Annotated in this window: 10 protein-coding genes and 1 riboswitch; of the genes, 9 read left to right on the top strand and 1 reads right to left on the bottom strand. The window is 48.3% G+C overall.

Annotated elements, in window-relative coordinates; genetic code table 11:
* Positions 1–13 precede the first annotated feature (13 nt).
* The 8 genes from fmt (at position 14) to BK816_RS04425 (ending at position 10,116) form a co-directional block, all read left to right on the top strand.
* On the top strand, positions 14–985 hold the full coding sequence (gene fmt, locus BK816_RS04390; RefSeq protein WP_204377204.1) for a methionyl-tRNA formyltransferase: 972 nt from the start codon (positions 14–16) through the stop codon (positions 983–985).
* A complete protein-coding gene (locus BK816_RS04395) occupies positions 982–2,412 on the top strand; it encodes an RsmB/NOP family class I SAM-dependent RNA methyltransferase (RefSeq protein ID WP_083379068.1) in 1,431 nt (476 codons plus the stop codon). Before fmt ends, BK816_RS04395 begins: the two co-directional genes overlap by 4 nt.
* Positions 2,409–3,074: a ribulose-phosphate 3-epimerase gene (gene rpe / locus BK816_RS04400; RefSeq protein WP_071164096.1), complete on the top strand. Its 666-nt coding sequence runs from the start codon at positions 2,409–2,411 to the stop codon at positions 3,072–3,074. The genes BK816_RS04395 and rpe overlap by 4 nt, the downstream gene beginning before the upstream one ends.
* A gap of 74 nt (positions 3,075–3,148) precedes the next feature.
* Positions 3,149–3,267: riboswitch (FMN riboswitch) on the top strand.
* 63 nt (positions 3,268–3,330) lie between these two features.
* Positions 3,331–4,089, top strand: coding sequence for an ABC transporter permease (locus BK816_RS04405; RefSeq protein WP_269466168.1), 759 nt, complete (start codon positions 3,331–3,333; stop codon positions 4,087–4,089).
* A 13-nt stretch (positions 4,090–4,102) separates the two neighbouring features.
* Positions 4,103–5,200 carry an ABC transporter substrate-binding protein gene (locus BK816_RS04410; RefSeq protein ID WP_071164098.1) on the top strand — a complete coding sequence of 366 codons (1,098 nt, stop codon included), beginning with the start codon at positions 4,103–4,105 and terminating at the stop codon, positions 5,198–5,200.
* A 58-nt stretch (positions 5,201–5,258) separates the two neighbouring features.
* Positions 5,259–5,648: a hypothetical protein gene (locus BK816_RS04415; RefSeq protein ID WP_071164099.1), complete on the top strand. Its 390-nt coding sequence runs from the start codon at positions 5,259–5,261 to the stop codon at positions 5,646–5,648.
* Complete coding sequence (locus BK816_RS04420) at positions 5,648–8,440, top strand: DEAD/DEAH box helicase (RefSeq protein ID WP_071164100.1); 2,793 nt, start codon at positions 5,648–5,650, stop codon at positions 8,438–8,440. Before BK816_RS04415 ends, BK816_RS04420 begins: the two co-directional genes overlap by 1 nt.
* Positions 8,425–10,116: an apolipoprotein N-acyltransferase gene (locus BK816_RS04425; protein WP_071164101.1), complete on the top strand. Its 1,692-nt coding sequence runs from the start codon at positions 8,425–8,427 to the stop codon at positions 10,114–10,116. Before BK816_RS04420 ends, BK816_RS04425 begins: the two co-directional genes overlap by 16 nt.
* A 102-nt stretch (positions 10,117–10,218) precedes the next feature.
* Here BK816_RS04425 and BK816_RS04430 read toward each other — a convergent pair whose 3' ends face one another.
* Positions 10,219–10,587: an RNA polymerase-binding protein RbpA gene (locus tag BK816_RS04430; protein WP_071164102.1), complete on the bottom strand. Its 369-nt coding sequence runs from the start codon at positions 10,585–10,587 to the stop codon at positions 10,219–10,221.
* 279 nt (positions 10,588–10,866) lie between these two features.
* On the opposite strand from BK816_RS04430, the gene BK816_RS04435 reads away from it, so the two are divergent.
* Positions 10,867–12,771 (top strand): solute carrier family 23 protein, encoded by a 1,905-nt coding sequence (locus BK816_RS04435; RefSeq protein ID WP_071164103.1) that lies wholly within the window; start codon positions 10,867–10,869, stop codon positions 12,769–12,771.
* Positions 12,772–12,785: the final 14 nt, after the last annotated feature.

A 12,785-nucleotide genomic window follows, 5' to 3' on the forward strand; every position in this document is an offset into this window, starting at 1 on the left:
GGTTAGAATATGCATGATGCGTTGTTTATTTGCTGGCACGCCTAGTGCGGCCGTTCCTGTACTTGAATCGTTATTAGCCTCTGATCATGAGGTGGTCGGGGTAATTACTCGTCCTGATGCGCCGGTTGGCCGAGGACGGAAATTGGCTCCGAGTCCGGTGGCAGTAGTGGCAGAAGCTGCTGGGATTCCGATCATTAAGACCAAGACGTTGAAGTCCGAGGACGTCATCGAGCAGATTAAGTCCTTGCAGCCAGATGTTTGCCCGATTGTGGCCTATGGCGGTTTGGTTCCCGAGCCGCTGTTAGATTTGGGGCGTTTTGGCTGGTTGAACCTACACTTTTCTTTGCTTCCGGCTTATCGAGGAGCAGCTCCAGTCCAGCGTGCGATTGCAGCTGGTGAAACCGAGACAGGAATTAGCATATTTCGACTTGAAGCGGGCATGGATACTGGACCGGTTGTTTGGCAAGAGTCTGTACCGTTAACCGAAGCGGATACGGCAACCAAGCTTTTAGCTGATTTAGCTGAATTGGGTGCAGGTCGCATGATTGAAGTGCTTGATAAATTGGCTGCGAATCCAGATTTACCTTTCACTCCTCAGCCTACTGAAGGGGTGAGTTTAGCGGACAAAATTACGGTAGAGGATGCGTTTATTGATTTTGCTGATTCGGCTCGAATGGTGGTTCGTCGAGCCAATTCGGTAACCGAGGATCCAGGTGCTTGGACTTGGTGGCGCGATCAGCGCATTAAGTTGGCCGAACTCGTTGCCTGCACTAGGGAAGAAGCTAACGCTTTTGGCCCAGATTTGCCGCAGCAGGTGCTACCAGGAACTATCTTTGGACGAAAGCGAACTCTCCTAGTTGCGTGTGGTAGCGATTTTGTCCAGGTGGGTAAAGTGTCGGTCCCTGGTAAGGGATGGCGTTCCGGTGCTGACTGGGCTCGTGGGGCTCGGCTGGAAACGGACGAGAGAATGGGACAAGAGCTATGAGCTTAGAATCTGATAAGCGTCGTTATCGAGATCCTTACCGTGCGGCTCGTCCCTGCGACAATCCACGTTTGGCTGCACTTGATGTGTTAGTTCAAGTGCGTGAGGATGAAGCATACGCCAACTTGATTTTGGATCGAACGCTTAAAGCATATGAAGTCACTGGTCGAGATGCCGCGTTTGCTACCGAGTTAGCTTATGGCACTTTGCGTTTGCAAGGTTTTTATGATGCGGTGATTGAGCTTTGTACTCCTAAGCCTTTGTCTACCATTGATGGGCTCGTCCTCGATATTTTGCGTTTGGGAGCACACCAGATTCTTTCCATGCGAGTTCCGGCCCATGCGGCAGTGGCACAAACCGTGGATATGGCTCGGCAAACAGCTTCAGCGGGACCAGCAAAGTTCGTTAATGCGATTTTGCGTCGCATTACTGAGCGTTCACTAGAACAATGGCAACGAGCAATCCAAGATCCCAGTGATCAAGAGCAAAGCGTCGCGAATCTAACTTCTCATCCTAAGTGGATGGTGTCAGAGTTTTCGAAGGCCTTGGCCGAGGGCGATCGTAGTGATTTGGCCGGCGCGCTAGCAGCGAATAACATTCCGCCGAAGGTTACCTTAGCTGCCCGTCCTGGTTTGACCACGGCCGAAAAACTGTTAGCGCAGACCAAGGATTTAGCGGCCACTCCTGGTGCTTTGGCACCAACTGCTGTGGTTTTGGGTAAGGGCGATCCTAGACGAATTGAAGCAGTTGTTAATCGTCAAGCTGCGGTTGCCGATGAAGCTAGCCAGTTGGTGGCGATGGCTTTAGCTAAGGTTGAGATTGCCGGAGAAGATTTACGTTGGCTCGATCTTTGTGCTGGGCCTGGTGGTAAAGCTGGCATGTTGGCTGGCTTTGCCAAACAGCAAGGAGCTAGTTTAGTAGCTAATGAACTTCATGAGCACCGAGCAAAGCTAGTAGCCAATACCTTAGCTCCATTTGGACCTTCGATTGCGAAGGTACATGTTGGTGACGGGGTAGAGTTCGGAAAGTCAGAGTACTGCGAAGGTAAATTCGATCGGGTTCTAGTGGACGCACCTTGTTCCGGTTTGGGCGCTCTACGCCGACGTCCAGAGGCCCGCTGGCGTAAATCTTTGACTGATATTCCACCACTCCATGAGCTCCAAACTGAGCTGCTTGCTGCGGCGGTTACTGCTTTGCGCCCTGGGGGAGTAGTTGGCTATGTGACCTGTAGCCCCGTCTTAGCTGAAACCAAGGAAGTGGTTGAGTGGGCTTTGGCCAATTTACCGCTCGAACGGGCAGCATTGACCGGTGATATCGCTAAGCTTTTAGCTCCGATGAAACTTAGCAGTGGCGATTATCAGTTCTGGCCTGATCGGGATGGTACTGATGCGCTATTCTTGTCTCTCCTACGCAAACGTGAGGAAGCATAATGTCAACAATTTCGCCTTCGATCCTAAATGCTGATGCTGCAAATTTAGGAGCGGCGTTAGTGGCTGTCAGTAATGCTGATTTCGCCCATGTGGATGTGATGGATAATCATTTCGTTCCCAATTTGACTTGGGGATTGCCGGTGGTAGAGGCATTGGTTAACCGAAATGTTTTACCCTTGGATGCACATTTAATGATTGAGGATCCTGATCGTTGGGCTCCTGCCTATGCCGAGGTCGGGTGTGCTTCGGTCACGTTCCATCATGAGGCTTGCCGCGATCCTAAAAAATTAGTGAAAGAGATCCATCGGCACGGCGCTTTAGCAGCTGCTGCGCTTAAGCCGGGCACTGATCCGAAAGTATTGAAGCCCTATTTATCAGAGTTAGATATGGTCTTGGTAATGACTGTTGAACCTGGTTTTGGGGGACAAGCATTTATGCCCCAGATGTTGCCAAAAGTCCAGGAAATCCGGCAATGGCTGAAGGCTGAAAACTTAGAGATTAGAATTCAAGTTGACGGTGGTATTTCTCGGGCGAATTTAGCGCAGGCAGCCGAGGCCGGAGCCGACGTTTTCGTTGCGGGCTCCGCTATTTTCCGAGCCAATAACCCTGCTTCTGAAGTAGAAGTTCTGCGTGGGATTGCCCAAGAACACGTGTGTCACTAGCGTTTCATCTTAGTAAAAATTGCCGGTCAGGTCTTGCTTCTTAACTACTTCCGAGTTAAAGTTATCCCGTGCAAAGCGTGCACCGGGGTCAGTGAAAGTCTGAGCCGGCGGTTAAAGTCCGCGACCCGCATTAGCGGTTGAGCTGGTGAAATTCCAGCACCGACGGTTAAAGTCCGGATGGGAGGAGCACGCCACGGGTAGTACTTGTGCTACCCGTAATTCCCCGGTGCCATAATTGGTATCGGGAGTTTTTCTTTTGCGGCAATCGTCAGGTCTGCTGGTTTTATACGGCTTGCTTTTGGCTCTTTTGGGCTGGGCAGGTGCTGCCGCGCTGATTTCTGATCCCTTTATGCTCCCATCACCTCAAATGGTGATATTCCGCTTGATTCAAGATCTCTCAACGCCTTTACTCTGGCATTCGATTGGCCAAACCGCTTTGGAAGCATGCCTAGGCTGCTTGTTGGGCGCCGTTATCGCCATTCCTTTAGCTTATCTTTTCTTCAAGAGCCGGATTATTGCGGGGGTTTTATCGCCTTCACTTGCCGCTAGCCAGGCAATTCCAGCGGTGGCATTAGCTCCACTTTTGGTTCTTTGGGTTGGTTACGGTTTGCTTCCCATTGTTTTACTCTGTGCTTTAATCGTTTTCTTCCCCATCCTAGTTTCGACTTTGTCGGGCTTAAAAAACCTAGATGAAGATATTATTTCCGCGGCTCGTCTCGATGGAGCAGGCGGCTGGCGCCTATGGAAAGATATTGAATTCCCACTTACCATGCCTTCCGTATTTGCAGGTCTTCGTTCAGGTTTTACCCTTTCGATTACTGGTGCCGTAGTTGGCGAGTTCGTAATGGGGGGTAGCGGACTTGGTTCGAGGCTATCTGCCCAAGCAAATGTGGTAGATGTTTCAGGCCTATTCGGCACAATTTTAGTGCTTTGTATTCTCGCCGCTACTCTCTACGGCTCACTAGTCTTGTTAGAAAATCAATCTCCCACAGTCCGAGCAATTCGGACTAAATAGAAAGGTACGAACCGTGCTAACCAAAAACAACATCCGTCTTGGCATCGTCGCTTTGACTATGTTATCTCTTGCTGGTTGTGGCACTACGGCGCCCTCGGCTACTCAAAATGTGTCGACTGCGAGTGAAGAAGCCAAACCAGCACCTACTCTCTCTGATCCGACAGTTGGTACTGGAACTGAAATTCCTACTCCTACTCCGGATACCGAAGGCGACCAGACTCCAGTAACAATTGGACTTACCTATATTCCCAATATTCAGTTTTCACCATTTTACGTAGCGCAAGAGAAAAATCTATATCCGAATACCAAGGTAACTTTGCGGCATCACGGTGCAAATGAAACATTATTTGGTGCCCTGGCCGCCAACACGGAGCAGGTAGTTATTGCCGGTGCTGATGAAGCATTGGTTGCTAGTGAACATGGCAAAGATTTTGTTGCCATTGGACCCTTCTATGTTAAGTACCCAGTAGTCCTAATTACTGATGCCAATTCCAAAATTACTTCGATCAATGATTTGAAGGGTAAAAAGGTCGGAATTCCCGGTAAATATGGCGAAAATTGGTATGCCTTGACCATTGCTTTACAGGCTGCAGGTTTGAATGAGACTGATGTAGAAATTAAAGAAATTGGTTACACCCAACGAGCAGCTCTCGTTGGGAAACAGGTTGATGCAGTTGTGGGCTTCTCCAACAATGACTTTGTTCAACTTCAGGCTTCTCAACTAGCCGTGAAACAAGTACCGCTGTTTAATGGTCAAGTACCTTTGGTTGGGGCTTCGATTATTACTACACGTAATTTCTTGAAAACTCATCCAAAAGCGCTAGCTAATGTCATTTCTGGGATTAATCAAGGCATCGCTGAAGTTAAATCTGATCCGGCTAAGGCCATTGAGATTTCACAAAAATATGTGCCCACGCTAGGTGACGAAATTGCGCGGCAAAATGCCGCAAAGACTTTAAACGCCACCTTGCCATTGTTTGCGAATGATCCGACTAAATCCCAGTTTGATCCAGCATTATTCGAAAAAATGGGAGCTGCTTTAAAGCAGGTTGGTTTACTCCAGCCTGTAGTTAATCCAGTGGAGCATATGACAAACGAATTCTTAAAGTAGTTACTGCTAAATCTCGCTTAATAGCAAGCGCATGCTTTAAGCTTAGATTTAGAGAATTATGTGGACTTTCATCTGGATCTTTTTAGTAGTAGCGCTAATCGCGGCACTGGTCGCTGGAGTTTGGTACGCTGCCAAACATTTTCTGCGACTCTTACGTCAAGTCGCTGCATCGAGCGACCAGTTGTCGCAGGTTAGTGAGGCATCTTTAGCCGAAATAGCGCCTGTATCTAAACCGGTACATGTGGTGGGCGTTAGCGCCAATAGCCGTCAACTTGCAGCGGTTAGCGAGTCTCGTCATGAACTTAAACGTGCGCGTTTAAATGCCAAGCTACTTAGAGCTAATCAAGCCTATGATCGGTGGCAACGTAGTGGTTTAACCACCGAACGTGTAGCTGCTGAGCTAACTGTTGAACCGCGTGTCTCGACCTCGGCAAAGGAAACGAAGTAGTGGCGAGACGACGTAGACGCAAAAGTCAGCAAAAGGAAAATCCAGATCTCCTGACTGATACTTCCGTGGCAGGAGATTATGCCCGCTGGCGGCAGGCCCAACAAATCGCTCAGACTTATCGTGGTAAGTTCGCTCAGACTAAAAGTTTCGACTTCGATGATTTTCAGTGGAAAGCCTGTGAACATGTCGAAGCTGGTACCTCAGTTTTGGTTGCTGCTCCTACTGGGGCTGGCAAGACTATTGTGGGGGAGTTCGCAGTTTACTTAGCCCTCCATACTGACCGGCGGGCCTTTTACACCACTCCGATTAAAGCTCTTTCTAATCAGAAATACTTAGATTTTTGTGCAGATTATGGGGTGGAAAATGTTGGCCTAGTAACGGGGGATACGGTTACTAATCCAGGTGCTCCCATTGTAGTTATGACTACCGAAGTGCTTCGAAATCGCCTCTATAATGGGGATGAACCCGAAGACTTAGGCTACGTAATTATGGACGAAGTTCATTACCTAGCCGATCGGTTCCGTGGTCCAGTTTGGGAGGAAGTAATCCTACAGCTGGGAGAATCTGTGTGTTTGGTTTCGCTGTCCGCCACAGTTTCGAATGCCGAGTCATTTGGCCAATGGTTAGCCTCTGTTCGTGGTGGCTGTGAAGTGGTTGTTTCTGAGAAACGGCCCGTGCCACTTTGGCAACATATGATGGTAGGGACAAGATTATTTGACCTCTACCCCTCACATTTACATCCTAGTGAAATCACCTCACAAACCGCGGTTAATCCTGAACTAGAGGCTTATGTTGCCGCAGTTGAATCAGGCCAAATGGGTAGATCGCGCCGATCTCGTGGGGCAGGTGGTTTTTATCGAGGGCGACCTCGGGTAGTTTTGGCACCTCGTCCAAAAATCGTAATGTCATTGGCCCAAGCAAAACTGTTACCGGCTATCTATTTTATTTTTTCGCGAGCTGCTTGTGATGATGCGGTCTATAGTCTATGGGCCGCTAATACCTCGTTAACCACCCCAGAGGAACGAGATCTAATCGCTCGTAAAGTCGACTTGGTACTTGCGCAGGTGCCAGCGAGTGACTATTCCGTTTTGGGACTAGATCGCTTTCGCAGCTGTGTATTAAATGGCTATGCGGCTCATCATGCCGGCATGCTCCCGATGATGAAGGAACTGATTGAAGATCTTTTTAAGTCTTCGCTTTTGAAAGTAGTTTTTGCTACCGAAACCTTGGCTTTAGGGATTAATATGCCCGCTAGGACGGTAGTGATTGAGAGCTTGAAGAAGTGGGATGGGCAAGAACATGTCATGCTTTCGGCAGGACAATACACGCAGCTGACCGGACGAGCTGGTCGAAGAGGAATCGATCATCAGGGTCACGCAGTGGTTCTAGCTAGACAAGAAGCTACTCCACAACAAGTGGCATCGTTAGCTTCCAAGCGTACCTATCCGCTCTACTCGGCATTTAAACCCACCTACAATATGGTGGCTAACTTGCTAGGTAGACATTCCGTTCCCGGTGCTCGAGCAGTGCTAGAGCAATCATTCGCCCAGTTCCAGACTGATGCTTCCGTGGTGGATCTTTCTCGAAAAATCACCCGCTTACGCAAAGAAGCAAAGCGAGGGCAAGCAGCGATTGAATGTGATTACGGTGATGTTATGCAGCTAGCTGCTTGGCGCAGTGAACTACGCGAGCTAGAAGAAAAAGCAAAACGTAACCGCCAGGTTTCTAAACGTGACGCAGCTAGAGCTTTATTTAAACAGCTCAAGCGTGGTGACATTGTTATCTACCAATTAAATTCGAAACAACATTGTGCGATTGTCACTGCCGAATCGGATGTTAGGCAAGCGGAGCCTGAAGTGGAGGTAGTGACCTTAGGAGCTCGTCGTCGAAAGCTTTCCGCCTTCAATGTTCCCGAGGGGATTATCAAAGTCGCTCGCCACCGGTTAGGTCCCTCCTTTGACGCTGAATCCGCCACAGATCGTAAAAAGATTCAAGGTACTTTGAAATCAGCTTCTCGTAATAACCAAGCACTGTCACCGGCGCATCCCAATGCACAAGTGTTGGCTGAGATTGCCAGCCTTCAGGCAAAGATTAACAACCATCCAGCTTGGGCCTGCCCACAGTTACAAAAGCATTTGAACAAGATAGCTAAGACTAGAAAACGTACGGCGCAGATACAAAGCCTTGAGGCTCAAATGGCCGGGGCAGAAGGTTCCTTAGGTCGACAGTTTGATGCTGTGAGATCAGTACTTCGCGACCTCGGTTATCTTGACTCCGATTATCGGGTTAATGATTGGGGACATATGCTCTCCAAAATCTATTCTGAAAAAGATTTGATTGTCGCCCAAATGGTGCGTCATCGTCTCTTTTCTGACCTAGATCCGGCGGCTTTAGCAGCCTTAGTTTCATCATGTGTTTATGAGCCACGCTCTGACATTTCGCCAACCACCTATTTCGAGGCAGGTAGTATGGATCAGCTTCGACTTGCTTGGCATCGAGCCCAAGAACTCACTCGTGAGATCCATCAGGTCGAACTAAAATATCGCCGCGAAACAAGTGCCGAACTAGAACCTGGAATCATGGGAGCTACTTTTGCTTGGTGCCAGGGAGCGTCTTTGGAAACTGTTTTGGACCTAGCGCAGCTCCCTTCCGGTGATTTTGTCCGCGTGATTAAGCAGATTATTGATCTCTTGGGACATTTAACTTTAGCTGGAACTGCAGAGTTAGCTATGAATGCTGCAGATGCGGTAAAACTCCTGAATCGGGGAGTGGTAGCTTGGTCGGCACTATAAATATTCAGACCAACAAGTCTACGGATGAAGTTCCTAAAAGACTGCATAAATCCAGAGCTGTTTGGGCTAGTTTATTTCAATTACTGTTAGCTTTTTGCTTAGGTTATTTGCAAGCCTGGTCATTTATGCCGAGGGTTCCTTGGTTTGTTTTTGCTTTTACCTTTATCGCCCAGTTGCTGCTATTCCTGAAATCTAGAAACTATTTTTGGGCCGCGGTAAATGGAGGGGTTTTTGGTGCGGTCCTTGGGTATCGTCTTTTTTGGTGGTTAGAACTTTCAGTTTCAAGCATCGGGCCTGTTATTGGAATTTCCTTACTTTGGGCGATATGGTATGCCCTGTTAGCGTTTTCGCTTGTCTTTTGGAGTCAAACAAAGCTTGCTTGGCTGGCAAAAGTATTATTAGTCTCGGCCACCTTGGTTTGCTTCGAATGGATTCGTAGCACTCTTCCTTTTTCTGGTTTACCTTGGGGAAATTTTGCGCAAGGAATGGTGGGCAGCCGCTTTGCCTATTATCTGCCTTACGTTGATACTCTGGGGTTGCTTTTCGTTGCTACTTTATTCATTTCAGGATTGATTTTAGCGTCGGCAGGAAAATATAGACCGATCATATTTGCTATCATCTTTGCCCTGGTTGGTACTTCCTATTTAGCTACTTTTCGGTTGCCTGTGCTACCTCCAAGTGTTACTAAGGTGGGGACACTTCGAGTAGGCGTGGTGCAAGGCGGAAGTAACCAGTTAGGAGTGAAGATTTGGCAGCACCCAAATCTCGTCGGAAAACTACAACTTGAGACCATTAACCAAGCCGTTCGTGCGGGAAACAGCGCTGAACTATTTTTACTCGGCGAGAGTACTTTTGAAAATGACCCAAATCAAGATCAAAAACTGGCTCAAGAGATTGCCCACACGTGGACGCGTGCCCGCGTCCCAATCGCCCTCGGATTTAATCAAGTACACTCAGATAATTCACGCCATAACGTCGCGGTATTACTAACTGGAACAAATTGGCAGACGGCCAAGCGGGCAATTACTACCGAATTACCGCTGGTAGCCAACAAGTCAATGCTGGCTAAGATAAGCAAGCTATGGACACATGCTAGTCCAACCATAGAAAACCAGCATATCTATGCAAAACAAGTTCCAGTTCCGTGGGGTGAATACATTCCAATCACCTTGCCTGGTTTGCCGGGGAATGAAGATCTATTTAGTCCGGTAATTCCAGGAACTAAAGCGCCAAATTTGGTCGGGAAAACCAGCAGTGGTAGGAGTTTTAATCTCGGCACCGCCATTTGTTTTGAGATTGCATTTAATTGGGTAGTGGACCAAGGGGTAAAAAATGGGGGAGAGGCGATCTATGTGCCGACCAACAATATTTCTTTTGCGCCTTCAGAGCAGTCATGGCAACAACTACAACTGTTGAGAGTCGCTAGTCTACGTAGCGGACGAGATGGTGCTCAAGCCTCTCTAGACGGGGTTTCGGGCATAGTAGACGCCCGGGGTCAAGTGCTAGCTGAATCAAAAATTGGACAGCAAACAATCCTTATTTCTGACATAACGTTACGTCAAGGGCAGACTTGGGCAATTAGATGGGGGTGGATTCTCCCATATCTAGCTTTGGGGATCGTTTTAGCGGGTCTATTGTTATTTTCCAAAACTTATAAACGGGAAAACAGCAATTAAACTGTACTAGTGGCATTAAAGTGAAAAACAACTTCCTAGCTGCTGGGTGATTGGCATAAAAATACTGGGTACCCAAGTGGATACCCAGTATTTCTAGTTAGCTTATGCGCTTTGGCGATAGCGAGTGTCAGCCCGCAACTTGCCAGAGCGAAGCAGCTTGAGTTGCTGTTCGAGTAAGATCTCAAGCTCTTCTTCAGTACGACGCTCACAAAGCATATCCCAGTGGGTACGAGCTACCTTTGCTGGAGCAGCAGATTCTTGTTCGGCTTCGCCGGAAAGAATTGCGTGCTCTGAGCACTGGTTGCATTCCCATGTTGCGGGTGGTTCAGCTTCAGTGGACAAAGGCACCGTGAAGGTGTTGCCACAGATGCATTCGTATCGAACTTCAACGCGGTCTACAAAGACCACGCCTTTTTCTGATTCAAGACTGTTTGCGCCAATCGACATGCCGCGCAAAACTCTATCTGCCATGTTAACTCCTCTTAAATAATCAACCTTTTTTAGGTTACCAGTGCGGATAACAAAAAGATGACAATTTTTAGTCCTATCCGATAATGTACATTATGTCAGATTGTCTAGTAGGTACTTATGAGTGTTTCCGCCATTCCTTACTCCCCTTTAAGGGGTCTAAATGATTCTCTGAGATTAACTACACTTGGACTTATCCGCGCGCTAATGCCGTTTGCGGTTGTTAAAGTAGCACATTGGTATTAGGTTATTCCCGTAAGCACCGACTACTGAAGGTTTATCGTGAAACGAACCAGTGTCCACCCGGTCGATCAGGTCCCACCTGCCGGGCAATTAGCAATTCTATCCATTCAGCACGTGCTAGCTTTCTATGCTGGCGCCGTGATTGTTCCACTAGTTATTTCCCAAGCGTTAAATTTGGATGCCCAAACTACCATCCACTTAATTAATGCTGACCTTTTCACTTGTGGTATCGCCACTATCATCCAATCCGTCGGCTTCTGGAAAGTTGGCGTGCGACTCCCCTTGATTCAAGGTGTTACCTTTACCGCGGTTTCTCCTATTATTGCTATTGGTTTGGCAAATGGTGGCGGTAATGCCGGTCTTCCCCAAATCTATGGCTCCATTATTGTTGCTGGCCTCTTTACCTTGTTGGCAGCTCCTTATTTTGCCAAGTTAATCCGGTTCTTCCCACCAGTTGTCACCGGTACTGTCCTAACAATCATGGGCGTCACCTTGATTTCAGTTTCAGCTGGCGATATTGCCGGTCAGAATCCAACCGAAGTCCCCACCGGGCAAAATATTGCCTATGCGATGGGGACTTTATTTTTAATCATTTTAGTGCAGCGTATTTTCCGTGGCTTCATGTCGACCATTTCAGTATTGATTGGTCTAGTTGCTGGTACGGGTGTGGCACTCGCCCTCGGACACACTGACTTTTCACAAGTGGGCCAATCCCCCTGGCTAGGCGTAACTACTCCATTTTATTTTGGCTGGCCAGCCTTCTCATTAATGGGATCAGTTTCCATGATTATCGTCATGGCAATCACCATGGTAGAAACCACTGGTGACGTTTTTGCCGCAGGTGAAGTCGTCGATAAGCGGATTACCGCAGACGACATCACTGCTGCTTTGCGGGCAGATGGCATCTCCACCATGCTTGGTGGCATTCTAAACTCCTTCCCATACACCTGTTTCGCCCAAAACGTTGGTTTGGTTCGTCTAACTCGCGTTACTTCTCGCTGGGTAGTAGCCGCCGCTGGTGGCATTATGATCATCCTAGGGCTGCTTCCCAAGGCTGGTGCCATTGTCGCGGCAATCCCCCACTCAGTGCTCGGTGGTGCTTCCATTGCTATGTTCGCCAATGTGGCAATCGTGGGGATCCAACAGCTCTCTCGAGTCAATATGCGCGAAGATAAAAACGCTGTAATTGTCTCCACCTCACTGGGGCTAGCGATGCTAGTAACCTTGCGTCCTGGTATTTCTCAGGTACTTCCTTCTTGGGCCACTATTCTTTTCGCCTCTGGAATCACCTTGGGATCGATTTCAGCCATCGTACTCAACCTGATTTTCAACCACATTCCGTCCTTGCGTAATCGCTCTCAAGTGGCGCTAACTCCGAATGGTCCGATTAGCCTAGAAGAACTAAATAAACTAGATCGGGCTAGCTTCATTGCTGCCCTCTCTCCCCTATTTAACCAAGTTACTTGGCCCTTAGAGCGGGTGGCAGACTCTGGACCGTTCATGGACTCACGTGAACTTTCCCAGCGCCTACAGCAAGCCATTGCAGCAGGAAGCCCAGAAGAGCAAATTGCTTTAGTGCAAGATTATCCTTCGATGGCTGACCTTCTGTTCTCAAGCCCTGAAGATGCGGCACAGATTTCTAAAGACCGTGGCTCTCTCGCCCTCGGCCAGCATGAAGCAGAAAAAGAAGCCAAGTTACGCGAACTCTGTGATGCCTATGAAGAACGCTTTGGCTTCCCATTCGTGGCTCGCTTGACCCCGTCAATGACTTTTGCCGACATTGCGGAAATGGGCGCGCGTCGAATCGAAAATGCGCCAAGTATCGAACTAGCTGGAGCTTTAACCCAGATCAACGAAATCACATTGGATCGTTATGGCGACATTTTGGCCGATGCGGATCCAGTTGGTACTTCTTGGTCACGAAAGTTTGAAGCGCTAGAGTAAATGGCAGATTGACT

This window comes from Boudabousia tangfeifanii (assembly GCF_001856685.1).
Lineage (GTDB): Bacteria > Actinomycetota > Actinomycetes > Actinomycetales > Actinomycetaceae > Boudabousia > Boudabousia tangfeifanii.